Origin of the sequence: Halobacillus sp. BAB-2008, from assembly GCF_000328325.1 — a bacterium.
Classification (GTDB): Bacteria; Bacillota; Bacilli; order Bacillales; family Halobacillaceae; genus Halobacillus.
This window is the reverse complement of the sequence record NZ_ANPF01000018.1, coordinates 1-20084: the sequence shown is the minus strand read 5'-3', so window position 1 is coordinate 20084 and position 20084 is coordinate 1. Positions and strand designations below refer to the sequence as shown.

The following is a 20084-nucleotide window of genomic DNA, read 5'->3' as shown; positions in this document are numbered from 1 at the left end:
GGCTTTTCATCAGCCGCGATGCTTGATCGCAAGGCCTTTCAGGAAATTCCTCGCATACTTATCGCCGCATGGTTTGTAGTTTTTATGCCCTTCTTTTCTAAGCAGCGCACTCAATTCGCCTTTTGTTATCGTCACACCGGCAAGTCCGATGATGTCGATCACATCTTCGTTGGTGAGTTTCAATGCTATTTTCACTTTCTTCAGCATGACGTTATTGACGCTGGAATAGTTCTTGATGGAACGGTCCGGTTTGACAGGGGTGCCATCCTTAGAAAGCTGAGGGCCCCTTTCAAATGTAATCAACCCGTTCAGGAAGGACTCCAACATGCTGTTCGTACACTTGATATGCATCTCGTCCTCGTACGCTTCATCATCGTATTCCTCATACTCTTCCTCCGGCTTGGTGAGAACTTTACGCACGTCCTCTTTCGTCAGCTCTACACCGCCGAGCTTGAATATTTCAACCATGTCCATGTCGCGGATATCGAGGGCATATCGCAGCCGTATCAATATATCATTATTATCCATATCATAACCTCCATGTAGTGTCGCGGATTCTTTTGCAGCAAAAGACGACCGGCCTGTTAAAGGACTATTTTAACACAAGTATCCCATTATCCATATCCCCTTCATCTTACCCAAGAACACACCGAAAAAACCGCCCCCGTAGCGGGAAGCGGTCTATCGGGTTACGTCTCTGTTTTCAGCAGCCGCCTTAGTATTTTTCCTGCGCTCGTCTGCGGCAGCGAGCGGCGGATTTCGATGGCTGAAGGTACCTTGTAGCGGGCCATATGCTCCTTGGCCCATCCTGTCAGCTCTTCTTCCGTTACGTCGGCCTCCTGCTTCAGAACGAGGAACGCCTTCACAACCTCCCCTTTTCGCTCATCCGGGATACCGATGACGGCTGCCTGTACGACAGCCGGGTGCTTCTTCCACAGCGATTCCACATCTTCCGGGAAAATACTGAACCCGGAGGACTTGATCATCTCCTTACTCCGACCTTGAAAATACAGATAGCCGTCCTCATCGAAGTAACCGATATCGCCCGTATGCAGCCAATCATCCTTCCTAACCTCTGCTGTAGCCTCCGGACGATTCCAGTAGCCCTTAAACACACCCGGGCTTCGGATAACAATCTCCCCGGACTCCCCTGGTGGACAAGCTTCTCCTGTCCATGGATCATGGATCTCTATCCTGGAACCAGGAACCGGAACGCCGACGGAACCGAATTTCACCTTTTCCGCAGGCATATACGTATCGACCGTATATGATTCACTCAAGCCGTACGATGCTTCAAACAAACGGCACCCCGGCGCTAGCTCCTTCCACCTTTCCGCAAGACTATCCGTCACCGGCATACCGAAACTGGTACACAGGTTCAACCGCAAGTGTTCAAGCGTTCCTTCTGTTCCCATGTCAAGTATCGCTTCATTCATCGGTGCGGTGCTGTACCAGACCGTCACTTCATAATGTTTAAGCATCCTCAACGTTTCAACCGGATCAAAGCGTTCCATCAACACACACGGAGCCCCTGTGTAGACAGGGATATTCACGCCCATCACCATTCCCGCTATATGGCACAGCGGCATGACCGCAAGCCACGTTTCCCGATTCTCCACTCCGTTGGCGCTGACTGCAGCCGCCGTTTTGTAAAGGGCATTGCCGTAGGTAAGCATGGCCGCTTTCGGACGCCCGGTCGTCCCGGATGTAAAAGCAAGCAGAGCGGTCTCATCCATATCAACGGCGGTTGGCTTTTGTAACGAAGGGCCTTCAAGAAGGACATCTCTCCATGCTACTTCCCGCTGCTGCAGGGTTGAATCCTTCTCTGAAACGGCGTCTGCTCGGTACTCGCTGTTTCGAACGGCAATGACACGGGCGAGCGTATGCTCCATTTTTCTCACTTCCGAAAGCAGTTCGCTGCCCGCGAAAACGGCGCACATTCCTACTTCTTCCACGAAGTAATCCAACTCTCCAGCCTTATACATCGGACTGAGCGGACAGACGACTGCCCCGATGTACTGAATGGCATAATGAGCGATCACGTATGGTGGTCCGTTCTGCATGAAAAGCCCGATCCGATCGCCTTTTGTAAATCCAGCGGAGGTTAAGAACCCTGCGACCTTCTGAACCTGCTCCAGCACGTCTCTCCAGTTCCAAGCCTTTCCGTAGTAAATGTACGCCGGATCGGTCGGACGCTCCCTGGCATGGTCCTGTAAGTATTCCGTCAAAGGTTTCTTCCCCTTTTTATACATCACCGTATCGTTTCGTCCCTGCTTCTTCATTCCATCCCTCCTACTGCGACATCGGCCAATCAGCGAGACGTCTGTCGCTTTTCACTGGACCGGAAGCCGTCGCCGATCGAAGGAAACGGAGAAGAAAGGAACGGGTATCTTCCGGTTCAATAATATCTTCAATCAGAAATTTGGCTGCTGCCTTCATCGGGGAGCTGTCGAAATTCCACTGCTCTAAATATTTGGCTCGTTCCTGCTTCGGATCTTCTGCCTGTTGAATATGCTTTCCATACACCACATTCACACCGACCTCAGGACCGGTGAAGTTGATTTCCGCCTCCGGCCAGGCAGCGACGACGTCTGCTCCCATTCCGGGTCCGCACATATTTCCATAAGCGGCTCCAATACTCTTTCGGAGAACGACCGAGTATTTCGGCACCGTCGACTTAGCAAGGGCCGTGTTCCAGTTCATAATCTTCGAAGCCATCTTCCGCTTCTCCGCCTGGCTGCTGATCCGGAAACCAGGCGTGTCATGAAGAAAGACGAGGGGAATATGGTAGGAATCGCACAGGCAGATGAAATCCACCGCTTTATCACATTCCTCCGGTCCAGGTGCACCTGCCATCTGCATCGGTTGGTTTGCGACGATCCCGATTACCTGCCCGTCCAGACGCGCAAAACCGGTGATCAGTGCTTTTCCGTAAAACGATCGGTATTCCATGAACGTATGCAGATCGAACAGAGCTGCGATAACCGCCCTCACATCATAAGGGCGCCGCAAATTGGCAGGTACGATGTCCGTTACATCAATCCTCCGATCGCCATCCCCGCTGTGCACGACCGGCGGGGTGTCTTCTGCATTGGAAGGTAGGTAACGGAAAAATGTGCGCAGCATCTCGATGGCATCTTCCTCAGTTTCCGCTATGTGATCGATGTGACCCGTGTGGACGGCATGGACGCCTGTTCCGCCAAGATCGTCCGCTGTCAGTCGCTCCCCGCTTGCCATTTCGAGCATCCTTGGTCCTGCTACGGCCATCCCCGTTCCCTTCACCTGAGTGACAAAATCGGAGGTGACGGCCATCCATGTCGGACCGCCGTAGCATTCTCCAAGTATGGCAGTCAGGACCGGTGTTTCCCTCCCATGATCGAGCATGCAGCGAGGGAACAGTTTGTCACTGATGCCGTCGGAACCCATCCCGTCCGGCATTCGCAGTCCTCCGCCTTCACATAAGTTGAACAGCGGCAGCTTTCGTTTCTTCGCATAGGAATAGAAGAACTCATTCTTTCGCAGGTGTACTTCCCCCTCTGTTCCGGACAGCACGCGGACGTCCATCGCCTGAACGACCGCCTCTCTCCCTTCCACGCGGATCATGCCGCCGATCAGTCCGTCTGCCGGTGTCCGCTCTTCCATACCAGGTACCGGAGAATGTGCGGCCGCCCCTAGTTCCCAGAACGACCCGGCATCCGCAAGCAGATCGACTCGTTCCCTTGCACTTAATTTCCGCTGTTTCACTAAGCTTTCCTGTTTTCCCTCCACTATCGTATCCCCCTCACATACTAACCAGTCGGTATGTTTCGATTATACGTTTACTGTTCTGAAAATTCAATTATATTCCAAGTCAAATAAAGACGCTCCTCTCTTCCAAAGGAGCGCCTACTTATCTTCTTCCGGACGATACGTTTTCGTGAGATAGATCACGACGGTAAAGAAACATCCTCCGAAAATAAAACCGAGCTTCAGCCATACGTTCGGAGCAATGAAAAAAGCGGAGAAAAGAAAGGAAAACCATATCATGATCAGGACAGATACCTTCGCTTTGACAGGAATTCCTCTGCCCGATTTATAATTTTGGATATAGGAACCGAACCATTTATTCGTCATCAGCCAATTGTACAGACGGTCGGAACTGCGCACATAGCAAGCTGCTGTCAACAGCAGGAACGGTGTCGTCGGAACCAGAGGGAGAACGATTCCCAACACGCCAAGACCGAGTGATATACTGCCAATGACGATCAACAGTACCTTTACAAACTGTTTCATCGATTAACCCCTTACTACATTCGTCGTATCTCTTCTTATGTTAACCTGATTCCCTTCATAATTTCCATTCGTAACCGTCAGTAATTGTTTCCATACAAAAAAAGGCCGCCCTACGCCAAAGGTGCGACCTATTAATACCTTCTTTCCTTTATATATGAAAGAAACTTCAGATTCCTCTAGTTCACGGTAATGGCTTTCTCTTTATGGGTATGCCAGTCCCCTTTTTCCACATGCAGCTTCACTTGATAGGTTCCGGATTCCGGGAACACATAGTCAGCCGTATACGTCTCTCCCGCTTCCTCCGCATCGACGAAATCATGGGACTCTTCCCCTTCTTTCCACACTTCGAAACGGACGTCCGCACCTTCCACCGGCGCTTCTGCTTCCATCAGATGCGCGGTCAAGGTCGTCTCTCCCCCTTTTTCAACAGGCTCCTCCATCATGATATGGACCATCCCACCTTCCTCTTCCGAAGGCTCTTTCTGTGCAGAATCGACATCTCCGATGACAAGCTCGTCCTTCGGCATGTTGTGAGATCCTCTTGCCTGGACGTGGGAAACGACATAGTACAGACCCGCTTCCTCTACAGAGGTCTCCACCTCATACATTCCGTCCCCCGTTGATTCGCCTTCGAGCATTTTGTGGTCTTCCTCATCCTGACCGTCCTGCCACATCTCGAATTGGACCTCGTCGGCATCATTTACAGCTTCTTCCCCTTTCGTTACATGGGCCTGTAAGGTGAAAGTGTCACCAGGTTCCAGCTGTTCTTCCGGAGTCGTTGAGAAACGGACGTCGAGAGGTACCAGATCACTATCCGCCGCCTGCTGTTCCGCGTTGTCTTCCCCTCCGCATGCCGTGAGCATCAGCAGTATACCAACCATAAGAAAAGTTCCGATTATTGACTTCCTGCCCATTCCGAAGCACTCCCTTTCATTATTGGACTTTCTTCAGATCTTCCACAATCTTGTCCATTTCGCTCCGCTTCGTTCCATCATACTTCTTGATGACCTTCCCTTCCGGATTGACGAGGAAGAAGCTTGTCCCGTGCATGTACTGATCAGAATCCGGGATCTCGTCGACCAGGTTGCTGAACGACTTGATGGATAATTCCTTAATCGTCTGGAATTCATACCCTGTCAAGAAGGACCAGTTGTCGTAGTCCGCTCCGAATTTGTCGCCGAATTCTTTCAACGCTTCCGGTGTATCATTTTCCGGATCGATGCTGAAAGACACAAGCTGGGCATCGATATCTTCTTCCTCCATTTTCTGCTGCAGCACAGCCATATTATTCGTCATCGGAGGACAGACCGTCTCGCAATTTGTGAAAATCGTATCAGCCACCCACCAATCTCCTTCTAAATCTTCGTTACTTAACTTACCGTTATCCTGCGTCGTGAAGGAGAAAGACTGGACAGAGCCTGACATGTTCGACTCGATTTCCCCGCCGCAACCTGCCAGCAGCAATAATACAAACACAATCATACATCCATATTTCTTCATGAGGCCACTTCCTTCCTACTTGTATTCACTCGTCTCACACGTTCCGTATGTATCCTGCAATGAAAAAACACCCCGCCGAATCTTACTGTTCAGGGAGGTGTTTCTTTTCATAAAAAACTGGAAAATCAGCGATACTGCTGCCTCCGTACCCACATCGTTGCCGCCCACTTCTCTCCGGCAGTGACCGGCGAACCTCCATGAAGCGTACGCTCATTGATCGCAGGATCGTTATAGAAATACTCGAAATAGACCGCCATTCCTTTGTGAGGGGAGACGGTAAGGTTCATTTCCGGGAAATATGTTTCCCCGCCTTCTTCGACATCATTCAAGTAGAGGACGAGGGTGCTGATCCTCGGGTTTTTCGCGGCTCTGGAAGTAGAACGGAAATAGTCATGGTGCGCTTTATATTCCTGACCCGGTTTATAATGAAGGATATGAATCCCTTCTCCATGCTCCACCGGCACATTCATAATCTGAGCGAGTCGCTTCTCGATCCTGCCCGTCAACTCATCGTCCGGTAGAAAAGCACTGCTGCTCGTACGGATATCACTCACATCATGATCGGAACCGATTTTGGAACGGTTCACCTTATCCTTCGACAGACGGATCAACGCTTCACACTCTTCCTCACTGACGACATTTCCCAATATAGCGATCTTCGGTTCTTCCATCTTCGCAAGAATCGTCACGTCACGATCCTCTGTCACAATCCTGCTTCCCGTATGATCGAAAATAGATGCTTCATTTACATGTGTTGCCACTTATTCATCAACCTTTTCTCATTTGATAAAACGCTTACAAAACAAAGGCATATCTTTATGGATATAAAAGCTATTCTATCATTTTTCTCTCCTTTTTTCTGCTGGTTTTCATAAAATTTACAAAATTGTTCACATATGAAATCGGACATCCAAAAAAAGCTCTTCCTGCCTCATGGACAGGAAGAGCCTTCAACAAGCTGCTTCAATTCGGAGAAGTTTGAGGTCCGCCCCATCGCCCACATCAGCTTCGGCAGCAGCGCCTCGGTATTCATTTCGTTCGAAAGGATGACCTTCTCCTGATCGATCACCCTGCCGACCTTATAGAGCGATAAGTCCGCTCCTTCTTCCAGGCATTGTGTCGTGATGACGACAATCTTCCCTTCCCCGATCAGTTCCTCTACGGTTTTGGTGAGATCGCGCTCGAGAAACGGCAGTCCACCGCTTCCGAATGTTTCAATAATGACGGCCTGAAAATGATCTTTGATGAGATTTAACATTTCCGGTTTGACTCCCGGATACAGCTTGAACAAATGAACATCCGTGCACAGACCCGTTTCCAGGCGAAAATCACCTTCCACACGATCCGGCACATCCATATTAGGCTCAATACGGTCGCCCTCGATATAAGCAATATAAGGATAGTTGATACTTTCAAACGCATCATAGCTTTCGGTCCTCATTTTGACCGCATGCGTCCCTTCAATGACCCGTCCGCCGAAGACGACGAACACACCGGGTTCTCCTTGTTTTGCATAGGTAACAGCATCCGTCAAATTCCGCACTCCGTCCGTCTTCTGTGCATCGATCGGCTGGATGGAGCCGGTCAATACCACCGGCTTCTGCAGATTCGGCAGCATGTAGGACAAGGCTGCGGATGTATAGGACAGCGTATCCGTTCCATGAGTGATGACGAACCCATCGTAGTCCGGGTAATGCGCATAGACAGCCTTTGCTATCTCTTCCCAATGCTCCGGCTGCATGTTCGTACTATCGATGTTGAGAACCGTATCCGTATCAATCTGTACGTCCTCTTCCTTCAATGGCAGATAACCGACCAGATCCTGGATGGGAATGCCCGGGATCAGCCCCTCCTCCGTTTGGATACATCCGATCGTTCCACCTGTCGACAAGAGAAGAATTCGTTTCATTATCTCCACACCTTTTTTATAAAATCCTAAAGCTCTATCTACTATAACAGACAGGAATGATTTTGGTATGCACTCCAATTAAGCTATACTAAGTCATGGGAGGATTACCAAATGAAATTAACCAGACTCACTGAACTTCGCAAACAAAAGAAATGGACGATGCAGGAAACGGCCGACCAGCTCGGCATCGCCAAAAGTACATATGCCGGTTATGAATCCGGATACCGCCAGCCTTCGCTGGATTCCCTGATCAAACTGGCCGATATCATGAACACCTCGATCGATTATCTATTGAACCGCACCGACGATCCCCGCTCTCCCGATGATCAAAAAATGGTTCTGTTGGACGATTCCAACCAGCCGCTGGATTGGGAAATCCGCATTGACGGTGCCGCCGCTACGGAAGATGAGCTTCACGATTTCCTGGCATTCGTAAGGACAAAACGTCAGCTCAGACAGTAATCAATCCATACTGACGATGCCGGGGCTTGTCATCTTATGCGTATCAAGAATACGGTTCAGTTCCAATTCTGTCAGCACCCCTTCTTCTAAACAGATATTCCTGATTGTCTGTCCTGTACGCAGGGCCTTTCGAGCAATTTCCGACGCTTTCTCATATCCGATATAAGGATTCAGTGCGGTAATAATACCGATACTGTTCTCTACATTGTTTTTCATCACCATATCATTCGCCTTAATATCTTTCACACAATAATCGGTGAATACTCCGAAACCGTTCTTCATGATTTTGATGGACTCCAACAAATTGAACACGAGCACCGGCTCCATGACGTTCAGCTGCAGCTGCCCTGCTTCTGAGGAGAGGCTGATCGTCTGATCATTGCCGATCACCTGGAAAGCGATCTGATTGATCACCTCTGCCATGACAGGGTTCACCTTCCCAGGCATGATGGAGGAACCAGGCTGGCGCGCCGGAAGATCGATTTCATTCAAACCGGCACGTGGACCGGAAGCCATTAATCGAAGATCGTTCGCAAGCTTGGACATGTTTAACATGCACGTCTTTAAGTAGCCGGAAATCTCCGTATATAAATCCGTGTTGGCTGTAGCGTCCACAAGGTTCTCCGCGGAAACAACCGGATAGCCGCTGATGTCCCGCAGGCGGTCCACGACTTTGCTGACATAGGCAGGGTCGGCGTTCAACCCGGTACCGACCGCTGTCGCCCCTATATTAATTTCGTATAATTTCTCCAACGAACCTGAAATTCTTTCGATGTCCCGCCCGATCATTCTGCCGTAGCTGGCGAATTCCTGTCCGAGACGAATCGGAACAGCATCTTGTAAATGCGTCCGTCCCATCTTGATGACGGTATCAAACTCTTCCGCCTTCTCCATAAATACCACCTGCATACGGCGCATCGTTTCAAGAAGCAGATCCAGCTGTGAAAGCACGGCCAGGTGAATCGTTGTTGGAAACGCATCGTTGGTGGACTGAGACATGTTCACGTGCGTATTCGGACTTAAAAATTTATAGTCGCCTTTTTCACGGCCCAGGATTTCCAATGCCCGGTTGCTGATTACTTCGTTTGCATTCATATTAATCGACGTACCTGCTCCACCCTGAATCGGATCGACGATGAAGTGATCGTGATGCTTCCCTTCAATAACCTCTGAAGCCGCCTCAATGATGGTGTCTCCCAAATGGGCGGACAAGCGCCCCGTGAAAACATTCGCTTCCGCCGCAGCCTTCTTCACCATGGATACGGAGGTGATGAGAGATTCATGGATTCGGTAACCTGTAATCGGGAAATTCTCGGATGCCCGCAGTGTCTGAATCCCGTAATAAGCGTCTGCCGGAATCTCTCTTTCTCCTAAGAAGTCTTTTTCTACTCGAGTTGTCTGTACTTTATACATGATGAAACCTCCTTCATTCTTTTATGAAATTCACAGCGAGATGTCGCAGCTGAACAGCGAATCGTCGCTTTCTTTCTCAATATCCAAATGGATGTTATCGATGACTTCCTGCATATTAACGTATTTTCCAAGATAGATCATCAATTTTGCAAGCAGAGCTTCCGTATTCAAGTCTTGGGAAATGACGACCTGGTTTCGATCGATCTTCCTTCCCACTTCATACAAGTCGATGTCGATTCCTTCCTCCAAGCATTGCGTCGTCAGCACAACGACGACTCCGGCGTCGATCAAGGCCTTCACTTCTTCTGCCAGGTCGACTTCGTAGAATGGAATCCCTCCGCTGCCGAAACATTCGATGATGACACCCTTGTAGTTAGTAGAAATGAAGCGGAAAATCTCTCGGTTGATACCCGGATAGAGCTTCAGGACGAAGACATCCGTACACAACCTCGTCTCCAGCTCCAACCGACGTCCGCGTTCCGCGTCCAACGGCTTTGAATGGTAAGTAATGCGTGTATTATCAACATAGGCGACGTAAGGATAATTGACGCTCTCGAACGCGTGCTTACTTTTCGTCCTCATTTTCATCGCCCTCGTCCCCTTGATGACACGACTGTTGAAGACGATATACACCCCGGCCAGACCATCCGCTGCATAATGAACGGCATCCATCAAGTTCTGTTCTCCATCGGAATCGACCAGTGTCATTGGTATTTGTGAACCTGTCAGGACGACCGGCTTATCCAAATGCATCAGCATCGAATCGAGCGCTGCTGCCGTATAGGCCATTGTATCCGTGCCGTGGGTGATGACGAACCCGTCATAGTGGTCGTAATGGTCATGGATCATTGTCGCAAGCTTGACCCAATGATTCGGGTAAATATTCGTACTGTCCAAGTTCAAGGACACAATACAATCTACATCACACTGAAAGCGAAATTCGAGCCTCCCGACCATTTCCTCCGGACTCAGCCCCGGCGTGAGTCCCTGCTCGCTTTCGACCGAGGCAATGGTTCCGCCCGTACCGATAAGAAGAATTTTTTTCATTGATGAACACCCTTTCCCTGCTTCCTTTTTCTTCTCTATCATTTTGCTATATCAGATACATCCTCTTCCATATCCGTTTCTATTTCCGTTTCTGCTCCATCCGTATACCAGATGAATTTTCCTGTGTACCCGTAGATGATGACAAGCGCAATCGATACGAAGCTCATCCACATGAACGGCAGATAAGACAACGTCGACACACCGAGGATTCCAGCCATGAAAATCCCGTTATCCGACCAAGGCACCATTCCGGATGTCATCGTCCCGCCGACCTCCGTATTCCTTGATAGAACCCTGCGATCGATATGTAGTCTGTCATAACTGCTTTCCATCAGCTTCGGTGTCAAAATCAGCGACACATACATCGCACAGCCGAAAATATTGGTGAACAACCCGGTAAAAATTGTTGATACAGAAAGGCTCCCGGCATTCTTGATCTTGTCCACGAACGTGTTCATGATGACGGTCAATACGCCCACCTTCTCCAGCATACCTCCGATACCAAGACCGAGAATGATGACCGCAATGGAGCCGAGCATGCCGCTTATTCCTCCCCTGTTCAGTAATTCATCGATGAATTCAGAGCCGGAGCTGATCTGGAATCCATTGTAAGCTGTCTCAATGGATGACACGACATCCGCATTCTGAAACAATACGGCCCATATGATCCCGACCAATGCACCGAAGGAAATCGTCGGGATGGACGGCTTCTTCATGATCAACAATCCAATGACAATAACCGCGGGTGCAAGCATAAGCGGACTGATGTTGAAGGTATCATTCAAGGACGTCATGATCGATTGGACCCTGTCCAGATCGATATTGCCGCTGCCATGGTAGAACCCTGCTCCTGTAAAGAGAATAGCCGTAATGATAAACGCTGGTACATCAAGGTACAACATCGATTTCACGTGGGAAATGACGTTGACTTTCGACATCGATGCAGCCAGCACCGTACTGTCTGAAAGCGGTGACAATTTATCTCCGAAATAAGCACCGGACAAGACTGCACCTGCTACTAACGGAAGCGGAAGCCCCAGCCCCTCACCGATTCCCATCATTGCAATCCCGGCGGTGCCGACAGTTCCCCAGGACGTTCCTGTGGAAAGAGATGTCAACGCACATATAATTAAAGTAGCTAATAAAAAGATAGAAGGATGAATGAAGTCAAGACCATAATAAATGATCGTTGGAACGACCCCTCCGGCAATCCACGTACCGATTAAAGCACCAACCGCCATCAAGATGATGACCGCTTCCAACCCGTTCGATATTCCTTTGATGATCGAACCCTGCAAGGAATCATACGTAAAACCCAATCTCAACCCAAGTAACATGACGATAAACCAACCGACAAACAGCGCCAGCTGAATCGGCAGTTCCAACAGCGCGGTAAACGAAAACACCACAGCCAGAAACGCAGCCAGCACACAACAGACTTCCAATAGAGACGGTAACCTTGCTTCCTTCATTGCAATCTCCTCCTATTTTCTTTTTAAAAACAAGCCAAGTACGCAATACGAGAACAATTTTCCTCATAATAACATAGGAATCTACTTTTTTGAATGCGTTTTTACGCATTTTGAGAATAATAAAGATTCTGGGATATTCTACAATAAAAAAAAGCCCTCCTGCCGCAGCGGCAGGAAGAGCCTTTTTGTCATATCTCTATCAGTGAACGGAATCGGACAAATCTTCTTCCGCTTCCTCTTGATTGGTATACCAGATGAATGTACCTGTGTATCCATATAGGATGACAAGCGCGATCGATACGAAACTCATCCACATGAATGGTAGATAGGATAACGTCGACACGCCAAGAATACCGGCCATAAAAATGCCGTTATCCGACCACGGTACCATTCCGGAGGTCATCGTCCCGCCGACCTCCGTGTTCCTAGATAAGACTCTCCGGTCGATTCGGAGCCTGTCATAACTTTTCTCCATCAGCTTCGGTGTCAGAATCAAGGAGACGTACATCGCACAACCGAATATATTCGTAAACAATCCGGCGAAAACCGTCGATACAGACAAGCTGCCCGCACTTCTGATTTTATCTACGAACGTATTCATGATGACTGTAAGGACGCCGACCTTCTCCAGCATGCCGCCGATACCAAGGCCCAGGATAATTACCGCGATGGATCCAAGCATGCCGCCGATACCACCCCTGTTTAACAGTTCATCGATGAATTCGGATCCGGATTCAATTTGAAAGCCATTGTAGGCCGCATCGATCGAAGAAACCACATCCGCTCCCTGGAAGACCACCGCCCAAATGACTCCTACCAGCGCCCCGAAGGATATCGTAGGAATAGACGGCTTCTTCAAGATCAGCAAGCCGATGACGATCAATGCCGGCACGAACATGACAGGATTGATGGTGAACGTCTCATTCAAGGACGTCATAATCGACTGGACTCTGTCCAAATCTACATCTCCCGTCCCGTAATAAAAACCGGCAGCCGTAAACAGAATCGATGTAATGATGAATGCGGGCACATCCAGATACAGCATCGACTTCACGTGCGAAATCACGTTAACCTTCGACATCGATGCCGCAAGGACGGTGCTGTCTGAAAGCGGTGATAATTTATCACCAAAGTAGGCCCCGGATAACACAGCACCCGCTACAAGTGGAAGCGGCAGTCCGAGTCCTTCCCCGATCCCCATCATTGCAATCCCCGCTGTACCGACCGTTCCCCAGGACGTTCCTGTGGATAGGGAGGTCAGTGCACATATAATTAATGTAGCTAATAGAAAAATAGAAGGGTGGATAAAGTCCAAGCCGTAATAAATGATTGTGGGAACGATCCCACCTGCAATCCAGGTACCAATCAAAGCACCGACCGCCATCAGGATGATGACTGCTTCCAACCCGTTGGAAATCCCTTTGATCATGGAGTTCTGTAGAGAATCATACGTAAATCCTAAACGCAAACCTAGTAAAATGACAATGAACCACCCGACGAACAGTGCAAGCTGGATCGGCAGTTCAAACAGTGCCGTAAATGAAAATACGACAACTAGAAATGCAGCTAATACGAGAAATACTTCCAATAAAGACGGTAATCTTCCTTCCTTCACTTCAATCTCTCCCTATATCCTTTTCATATAATTTAAGTATTTTCTCATCATACCAACATAGAGAGCTTTTTTGAATACGATTTGTCATATTTGCTGACATTGGACAAGAAAAATTGTTCGGAATGAACACATATCCGAGAGGCTTGAGGTGTAGAATCCACCCATTGCGGGTATATGAATAAACAAATGCTTCTTCAGGAGGTGACGCAGCATGGCAATGGATGTTCTGTGTGACGTGAAGAACTGTGTGCATAATGAAGACGGTCAGAAGTGTGGAGCAGAAACAATCTTCATCATCAGTGAATCAGGAAAAACCGCCTCGTCTCAAAACGAAACGGACTGCAAGACATTTGAAGCGAAGCACTAGACACATAACCGAATAGAAGGTATTCCTGGTAGCCGATGAGGGCTACTTTTTTTAGTTAAGACTGATAAAGATTATCGTTATCATGTTGTGCTTACAAACAAAATTTTGTAAAACAACCTCCCCCTCCAGCTCTATGGATATCGGAAAGACTACTTCCCTTTCCTCACAAATCGGCCGCCTCATGATTATTTGTTTATTCTTGTTTTATTTTGTTTATATAAAGGGGCCGTTTACGCGGCCGTCCCAAGGACCGCTTCTCCGGCCATTTCCGGGGGTTAGTCCGGCCCTAGGCCATTATCGCAAACCGTCTCCCCTCATTTTTTGATCGGCTATTTCGACGCAGGCTTGTGTATGTATAATCGACTAACGGTACCTTAATGGTGTCTAAAGACAGAAGAAAAAAGCAGACATCCATGTCAAAAGATGTCCGCTCTGTTTTCTTATATATCGTACGGCTGGGGATCCCTTTTCGTAAAAGTATAGAGGCGCTTAAATCCTGCCTGTTTCGCCATGCTGACCGCGCTCTCCCAGTAATCTCCCGTTGTCTCCGGCTTGTGCGAGTCCGACCCGATTGTCAGGATCTCGCCGCCCACCTCTTTATAAAGCTTCAAAATATCCATCGTAGGAAAAGCCTCTCCGACTTTCTGGTTGGATAAGCCGGACGTATTGATTTCGATCCCGATGCCGCGATCGACCGCCTTCCGCAGAATTTTCCTTAACAATGCTTCGTAGTCGCGGAATGCGTATTTCTCTCCTGCCGTCCCGTCGTAGCGTTTCATCAAATCCAGGTGAGCGAGCACGTCTATATCGGCACATTCGACAAGCGCGTATATTTCCTCGAAGTAGGCGCGGTAAGCCGCTTCCCGCTCCCTCTCCTGCAGGACTTTCCTAAGCTTTGTTTCTTTTATGTTGTGAACGGAACCGAGGATGAAATCGAGATCTTTATCCCGTAAGACCTCCTCGTATTCCGCTTTCATCAAGTGCGGTTCGCATAATTCGATCCCTGCTTTGATGGTCAGCCTGCCCTCAAACTCCTCGCGGCATCTCTCTATCTCAGAAAAGTACCTCTCGAAGTCCATGTGTCCATATGTCGGCACATTCGGATTGACAGAGAAGTGTTCGGTAAAGCAAATCTCGTTAAACCCTTTATCCACTGCACTCGCACAAACGTCCTCCATCTCTGCCTTTGAATCAAACGAATGGTTCGTATGATGATGATAATCCGCTGCGTACATTATGCTTCCTCCTTGCCTTCTTCTAGTAAAAAAAGAAATAAGGTAACCCAGAAAAAGGTTACCTCATACAGGAACTTACTTCAACAGAGACTTGAAGTTATGAACGACGTTCTCTACGGTGAAACCGAACGCGGCGATCACTTCATCTCCAGGACCTGACGTGCCGAAAGTATCGACACTCATTACCAAGCCTTCGTCTCCTGCATACTCTCTCCAACCAAGCTTCGATCCCATCTCGACGACCAGCCGCTTTTTAATGGCCTCGGAAGCACGTGCTCTTTGTACTCCGGCGCTTGTTTTTCAAACAGATCCCATGACGGCATGCTGACGACCCGGACATACAGCCCCTCCGCTGCCAATTGTTCCTGCGCTTCCAAAGCCAAAGGCACTTCTGATCCAGCCGCTATCACTATCCCCGACGGTTCTCCAGCTGCTTCAGAGAGGATGTAGGCACCTCTTCTCACGCCGTCTGCTGCATGCGAATCCGTATGTTTAAGCGTTGGTACGCCCTGCCTTCCCAACACCAGCATCGTCGGCTGATCTTGCTGCTCTACAGCAATCTTCCAAGCTTCCTTCGTTTCATTTGCATCCGCCGGACGGAGGACACACAATCCCGGCATTGCCCGGAACGAGGCCAGCTGTTCGACCGGTTCGTGCGTAGGTCCATCCTGTCCTACCGCTACACTGTCATGGGTAAATACGTACGTGACCGGTATTCCCATGAGTGAGGCAAGCCGGACAGCGGGGCGCAGGTAATCCGAGAAAACGAAGAACGTACTGACAAATGGCCTTAAATGGTGCAGAGCGAGACCGTTGGCGATCGCTCCCATAGCGAATTCCCTGACACCGAAGTGGATGTTTCTACCCGCGTAGTCGGAAGGAGTGAAGTCCGGGTACTTTTTCAATCGCGTCTTCGTTGAGGAATCTAAATCAGCAGACCCTCCGACAAATTCGGGCATTACATCAGCAAGTGCATTCAGCAGTTCTCCAGAAGCCGCTCTGGTAGCAAGCGTCTCCCCCTCCTCATAGGAAGGAAGCACCCGTGACCAGTCCTCCGGGAGCCTGCCCGCCAGGAGCCTTTCTAATTCCACAGCCTGCTCCGGGAAGGCTTTTTTATATTCACCGAAGGTCGCTTCCCATTCCTGCTCCTTCGCTTTCCCTCTTTCTTTGATCGACCGAAAATCCTGGTAGACTTCTTCCGGAACGAAGAACTCCTCTTCATACTCCCACTTGTAGAATCGTTTCGTCCGCTCCACTTCTTCTTTCCCAAGCGGATCGCTGTGCGCATCGCTCGTTCCTTGAATACTGGATGCTCCGTAACCGATAATCGTTTTGATCTCGATAATCGTCGGCTTCTCCGTCTCCGCCTTCGCTTCCTCGATGGCACGCTCCACTGCCGAAATATCGTTGCCGTCTTCTACTTTAAGATAATGCCAATGACAGGAGGTGAACCTGCTTTCCACATCTTCCGAGAAAGAAAGGTCGACATCACCATCCAAGCTGACATCATTGGAATCATAGAGGACGATCAGGCGCCCAAGCCCTAAGTGACCTGCGAGAGACGCAGCTTCATAGGATACGCCTTCCATCAAGTCGCCGTCCCCGCAGATCGTGTACGTATAATGGTCGACAACCGGATATCCATCACGGTTGTAGGTTTCCGCCAGGTGCCTCTCCGCCAAGGCCAAACCGACACTTGCCGGTATTCCCTGACCGAGCGGCCCTGTCGTTACCTCTACTCCCGGAGTGATGCCGTATTCCGGGTGGCCGGGCGTTTTACTGCCAAGCTGCCGGAAATTTTTCAGATCATCGATCGATACCTCATATCCGGAAAGGTGAAGCAGGCTGTAAAGCAGTGTCGAGCCATGCCCTGCCGAGAGGACGAACCGGTCTCTATTGAACCAATTGGGGTTGTCCGGGTTTACGTTGAGGAAGTTCTTCCACAAGGCATAGGCCATAGGTGCAGCCCCCATCGGCATCCCAGGGTGACCATGGTCGGCTTTTTCTACACTATCGATATTCAACGTACGGATCGTATTGATGGACAACTCGGATACCTTATCTGTCGAAATGGACATGCTATCGCCTCCGTTATTTGTATTGGCACAAGATCAACTGGTTTTCTTCTTGAACGGGATGACCATAAGCGCCAGAATGACGACAAGACTGATGACAATAGCCAGCGGCCCGGCGTAGTTGGCAAGTGTTCCGAAGAAGATTCCACTCACACCGAAATCGGCATCCGAGAACGTCGTGTTGGCGAATCCAAGCTCTCCCAGGACCGGCAGCAGGAAGATCGGCAGAAACGAAATGATGATACCGTTTACAAAAGATCCCCCAACGGCTCCTCTTACCCCGCCCGTAGCATTACCGAACACGCCGGCAGCTGCTCCTGTGAAGAAGTGTGGAACGACGCCCGGAAGAATGATGGTACTTCCGACAAGTGCCATGACGACCATACTGAAGAGACCTCCGATGAAACTGGAGAAGAAGCCGATCAATACGGCATTCGGCGCGTACGTATAGACAATCGGAACGTCCAAGGCAGGCTTCGCATTAGGAACAAGCTTCGTAGAAATCCCTTTGAAAGCCGGGACGATTTCCGCAAGAACGAGACGTACTCCGGACAAAATGATGAATACACCAGCAGCAAAATTACCTGCCTGAATGAAAGAGAAGACAAGGAAGTTCGTGCCGTCGCTGAGTTCCGCTTCAATGAAAGACGGACCTGCTGCCAAAGCGACAATCAAATACATGACGACCATTGTAAGTGCAATACTTACCGTACTGTCCCGTAAGAAACCAAGACCTTTCGGAAAGTTGATTTTCTCTGTCGATGTGGACTTCTCTGATTTCAAGGCTTTCCCGACTAAGCCGCTAATTGCATAACCGACCGCACTGAAGTGACCTAATGCGACGTTATCGTTCCCTGTCAGCTCCCGCATGAACGGCTGAAGAATCGCAGGGGATAAGGTCATGATGATACCCAACGCAACCGCTCCGGCGGCGATTTGCGGAATCGTGTTGAAGCCGGCCACGGCCATGATGACGGCGAGCATACAAGCCATATATAACGTGTGATGCCCCGTCAGGAAAATGTATTTAAACCGGGTGAAACGGGCAATCAGAATATTTACAATCATTCCGAAGAACATGATAAGTGCTGTATTGGAACCATACTCATTTAAGGCAAGGGCTACAATCGCTTCATTATTCGGTACAACCCCGGAGACGTTGAACGCCTCCTGGAACATGGAGCCGAACGGTACCAAGGACGTTTCCAAAATACCGGCTCCCGCTGAGATGACGAGGAAACCGACGAATGTCTTCGTCGTTCCCTTCATCGTGTCTGACACGTTTTTCTTCTGGGCGACTAACCCGATCAAGGCAATCATAGCAACAAGAATCGCCGGTTGACTTAATATATCCACCAACACCGTCAGAAAGCTGTTCATTTTCTATCCTCCCCTTCCGCATGTTTCAACTGTGTTTATGCCAGGTTCTTCTCTTCGACGATCTGCTTCACTTTGTCACGCAGTTCATCCATATCAACGATGTTCTCCAGAACGACAACTTCTCCAAGATGCTGTCCGCCTTCTGCTATATCTTTAGCCAGGAAGAAGACATCCGCATCTCCGGGTGCTGCCGAGCTCAAATCCGAGTGTGACACTTCTACACCAGTAACCCCAAGCTCGCTCAAAATTTGATTAATATTCATTTCCACCATAAAACTCGTTCCCAGACCTGATCCACATACCGCTAAAAATTTCATTATAATTCCTCTCCTTCTTTTATAATCTCCATGATTTCTTCTTCACTTGCTGCATCCTTGATGGCCGCAAGCTTCGTATTATCACCAAGCAGCTTCGTTAAATGCGCCAGCGCCTTCAGGTGTGCTTCATTATCGATCGCAGCCAGACAGATGAACAGATCGATCGAATGCTCCGGTTTATCCAACAAAAGCACAGGCTCCCTCGTTCGGAGGAAGGACATACCGACTTCTTTCACTCCCGCATCGGGTCTCGCATGGGGAATCGCAATTCCTTTCCCGATGTGAATATAAGTCCCTACCTCTTCGACATTCTGAATCATGGCGTCGATGTATCGCTGTTCAATCTTCTCTGTATCAAGCAGCGGCTCTGCCGCCTTGGAGATGGCTGAACGCCAATCCAGTTTTTCATTTGTAAAATGTATCGTTTCTTTCGTTAATAGATCAGAAAGCAATGGCTTCTCCCACCTTTTCTCGGTATTTTTGAAGTACATGATTTCTATTAATTCGGAGACCAATTTCTTCTCATTCTTGATGTCGGTGTTCCTTCGGATGACTTCCATCACCTTTTCCAAAGGCACGCTGTTCTCGTGCAGCGAAGGAAACTCTTCCCTTACCGACTGGATCAAATGAGTCTTCTCCACCGATGACAACAGCGGCTTGACGAGGAACACAGGCTTGATGGAGGTCAACGCCACCGTGGAGAAAATCAAATCATAACTGGAAGGCGGAACGCTCCCAATGCTGTCGGCTGTATGAGCCCGGGAGAATTGAACAGCCGGAAACATCTCCTTCAGCTGGGCCCGCAGCATGATCGAGGAACTAACCCCGTTGGAGCAGATGACTAACGCCTTGACATCCTCCGGCTTCTCTCGTCTGTCCCTCTCCAGATAACCTCCGAAATGAAGAGTGAAATATCCGATTTCCGCTTCGCTGATTTGTTTACCGGTCCATTCCGCCAGAGGCTTCAGCGACCTTCTCACAAACTGGAACAGCTCTCCATACTCCCCCTTGATCACTTCT

At 49.2% G+C, this 20084-nt stretch carries 18 protein-coding genes and 1 pseudogene; 2 read left to right on the top strand and 17 right to left on the bottom strand.

What is annotated here, in order from left to right:
* Nucleotides 1-9: 9 nt before the first annotated feature.
* From D479_RS05125 to D479_RS05090, 8 genes are all read right to left on the bottom strand, one after another.
* Nucleotides 10-528: a DUF1456 family protein gene (locus tag D479_RS05125; RefSeq protein WP_008634401.1), complete on the bottom strand. Its 519-nt coding sequence runs from the start codon at nucleotides 526-528 to the stop codon at nucleotides 10-12.
* Nucleotides 529-689: 161 nt separating this feature from the next.
* Nucleotides 690-2282 carry a class I adenylate-forming enzyme family protein gene (locus D479_RS05120; RefSeq protein ID WP_008634398.1) on the bottom strand — a complete coding sequence of 531 codons (1593 nt, stop codon included), beginning with the start codon at nucleotides 2280-2282 and terminating at the stop codon, nucleotides 690-692.
* Between the two features lie 10 nt (nucleotides 2283-2292).
* Nucleotides 2293-3768 (bottom strand): carboxyl transferase domain-containing protein, encoded by a 1476-nt coding sequence (locus tag D479_RS05115; RefSeq protein WP_008634395.1) that lies wholly within the window; start codon nucleotides 3766-3768, stop codon nucleotides 2293-2295.
* Nucleotides 3769-3885: 117 nt separating this feature from the next.
* Nucleotides 3886-4272, bottom strand: coding sequence for a YbaN family protein (locus D479_RS05110; RefSeq protein WP_008634393.1), 387 nt, complete (start codon nucleotides 4270-4272; stop codon nucleotides 3886-3888).
* A 176-nt stretch (nucleotides 4273-4448) separates the two neighbouring features.
* On the bottom strand, nucleotides 4449-5186 hold the full coding sequence (locus tag D479_RS05105; protein WP_008634392.1) for a FixH family protein: 738 nt from the start codon (nucleotides 5184-5186) through the stop codon (nucleotides 4449-4451).
* Nucleotides 5187-5205: 19 nt separating this feature from the next.
* The gene (locus tag D479_RS05100) at nucleotides 5206-5772 is read right to left on the bottom strand and encodes an SCO family protein (protein ID WP_008634391.1); all 567 of its coding nucleotides are present in this window, start codon (nucleotides 5770-5772) and stop codon (nucleotides 5206-5208) included.
* A 125-nt stretch (nucleotides 5773-5897) separates the two neighbouring features.
* Entirely contained in the window at nucleotides 5898-6533 is a 636-nt protein-coding gene (locus D479_RS05095) for a 2OG-Fe(II) oxygenase (RefSeq protein ID WP_008634390.1), read from the bottom strand.
* 170 nt (nucleotides 6534-6703) lie between these two features.
* The gene (locus D479_RS05090; RefSeq protein WP_008634389.1) at nucleotides 6704-7681 is read right to left on the bottom strand and encodes an asparaginase; all 978 of its coding nucleotides are present in this window, start codon (nucleotides 7679-7681) and stop codon (nucleotides 6704-6706) included.
* 111 nt (nucleotides 7682-7792) lie between these two features.
* Between D479_RS05090 and D479_RS05085 the strand changes: the two genes are divergently transcribed.
* Entirely contained in the window at nucleotides 7793-8143 is a 351-nt protein-coding gene (locus tag D479_RS05085) for a helix-turn-helix transcriptional regulator (protein ID WP_008634387.1), read from the top strand.
* Here D479_RS05085 and aspA read toward each other — a convergent pair whose 3' ends face one another.
* The 4 genes from aspA to nhaC (D479_RS05065) form a co-directional block, all read right to left on the bottom strand.
* Entirely contained in the window at nucleotides 8144-9556 is a 1413-nt protein-coding gene (gene aspA, locus D479_RS05080) for an aspartate ammonia-lyase (RefSeq protein ID WP_008634386.1), read from the bottom strand. It lies immediately after the preceding gene.
* A gap of 30 nt (nucleotides 9557-9586) precedes the next feature.
* Entirely contained in the window at nucleotides 9587-10603 is a 1017-nt protein-coding gene (locus tag D479_RS05075; protein WP_039870857.1) for an asparaginase, read from the bottom strand.
* A gap of 38 nt (nucleotides 10604-10641) precedes the next feature.
* Nucleotides 10642-12075 (bottom strand): Na+/H+ antiporter NhaC, encoded by a 1434-nt coding sequence (nhaC, locus tag D479_RS05070; protein WP_008634380.1) that lies wholly within the window; start codon nucleotides 12073-12075, stop codon nucleotides 10642-10644.
* 199 nt (nucleotides 12076-12274) lie between these two features.
* On the bottom strand, nucleotides 12275-13690 hold the full coding sequence (gene nhaC, locus D479_RS05065) for a Na+/H+ antiporter NhaC (RefSeq protein ID WP_008634379.1): 1416 nt from the start codon (nucleotides 13688-13690) through the stop codon (nucleotides 12275-12277).
* Between the two features lie 211 nt (nucleotides 13691-13901).
* On the opposite strand from nhaC (D479_RS05065), the gene D479_RS20145 reads away from it, so the two are divergent.
* Nucleotides 13902-14057, top strand: a complete 156-nt coding sequence (locus D479_RS20145) for a DUF1540 domain-containing protein (RefSeq protein WP_008634378.1) — start codon at nucleotides 13902-13904, stop codon at nucleotides 14055-14057.
* Between the two features lie 440 nt (nucleotides 14058-14497).
* On the opposite strand, the gene D479_RS05060 is transcribed toward D479_RS20145, so the two are convergent.
* The 5 genes and pseudogenes from D479_RS05060 to D479_RS05040 form a co-directional block, all read right to left on the bottom strand.
* Complete coding sequence (locus tag D479_RS05060) at nucleotides 14498-15292, bottom strand: histidinol-phosphatase HisJ family protein (RefSeq protein WP_008634377.1); 795 nt, start codon at nucleotides 15290-15292, stop codon at nucleotides 14498-14500.
* A 75-nt stretch (nucleotides 15293-15367) separates the two neighbouring features.
* Nucleotides 15368-17370: pseudogene (tkt, locus tag D479_RS05055) on the bottom strand (transketolase).
* 33 nt (nucleotides 17371-17403) lie between these two features.
* Nucleotides 17404-18747 (bottom strand): PTS ascorbate transporter subunit IIC, encoded by a 1344-nt coding sequence (locus D479_RS05050; RefSeq protein ID WP_008634374.1) that lies wholly within the window; start codon nucleotides 18745-18747, stop codon nucleotides 17404-17406.
* 35 nt (nucleotides 18748-18782) lie between these two features.
* Nucleotides 18783-19064 (bottom strand): PTS sugar transporter subunit IIB, encoded by a 282-nt coding sequence (locus tag D479_RS05045; protein ID WP_008634373.1) that lies wholly within the window; start codon nucleotides 19062-19064, stop codon nucleotides 18783-18785.
* Nucleotides 19064-20084 (bottom strand): PTS sugar transporter subunit IIA (locus tag D479_RS05040; protein WP_008634372.1); only part of this gene is annotated, 1021 nt, incomplete at its 5' end. The genes D479_RS05040 and D479_RS05045, both read right to left, overlap by 1 nt.

What these genes read in the sequence shown, in the direction of transcription:
- D479_RS05125 (WP_008634401.1), bottom strand. Translation starts at nt 528, where the DNA reads ATGGATAATAATGATATATTGATACGGCTGCGATATGCCCTCGATATC.
- D479_RS05120 (WP_008634398.1), bottom strand. Translation starts at nt 2,282, where the DNA reads ATGAAGAAGCAGGGACGAAACGATACGGTGATGTATAAAAAGGGGAAG.
- D479_RS05110 (WP_008634393.1), bottom strand. Translation starts at nt 4,272, where the DNA reads ATGAAACAGTTTGTAAAGGTACTGTTGATCGTCATTGGCAGTATATCA.
- D479_RS05105 (WP_008634392.1), bottom strand. Translation starts at nt 5,186, where the DNA reads ATGGGCAGGAAGTCAATAATCGGAACTTTTCTTATGGTTGGTATACTG.
- D479_RS05100 (WP_008634391.1), bottom strand. Translation starts at nt 5,772, where the DNA reads ATGAAGAAATATGGATGTATGATTGTGTTTGTATTATTGCTGCTGGCA.
- D479_RS05090 (WP_008634389.1), bottom strand. Translation starts at nt 7,681, where the DNA reads ATGAAACGAATTCTTCTCTTGTCGACAGGTGGAACGATCGGATGTATC.
- D479_RS05085 (WP_008634387.1), top strand. Translation starts at nt 7,793, where the DNA reads ATGAAATTAACCAGACTCACTGAACTTCGCAAACAAAAGAAATGGACG.
- aspA (WP_008634386.1), bottom strand. Translation starts at nt 9,556, where the DNA reads ATGTATAAAGTACAGACAACTCGAGTAGAAAAAGACTTCTTAGGAGAA.
- D479_RS05075 (WP_039870857.1), bottom strand. Translation starts at nt 10,603, where the DNA reads ATGAAAAAAATTCTTCTTATCGGTACGGGCGGAACCATTGCCTCGGTC.
- nhaC (WP_008634380.1), bottom strand. Translation starts at nt 12,075, where the DNA reads ATGAAGGAAGCAAGGTTACCGTCTCTATTGGAAGTCTGTTGTGTGCTG.
- D479_RS20145 (WP_008634378.1), top strand. Translation starts at nt 13,902, where the DNA reads ATGGCAATGGATGTTCTGTGTGACGTGAAGAACTGTGTGCATAATGAA.
- D479_RS05060 (WP_008634377.1), bottom strand. Translation starts at nt 15,292, where the DNA reads ATGTACGCAGCGGATTATCATCATCATACGAACCATTCGTTTGATTCA.
- D479_RS05050 (WP_008634374.1), bottom strand. Translation starts at nt 18,747, where the DNA reads ATGAACAGCTTTCTGACGGTGTTGGTGGATATATTAAGTCAACCGGCG.
- D479_RS05045 (WP_008634373.1), bottom strand. Translation starts at nt 19,064, where the DNA reads ATGAAATTTTTAGCGGTATGTGGATCAGGTCTGGGAACGAGTTTTATG.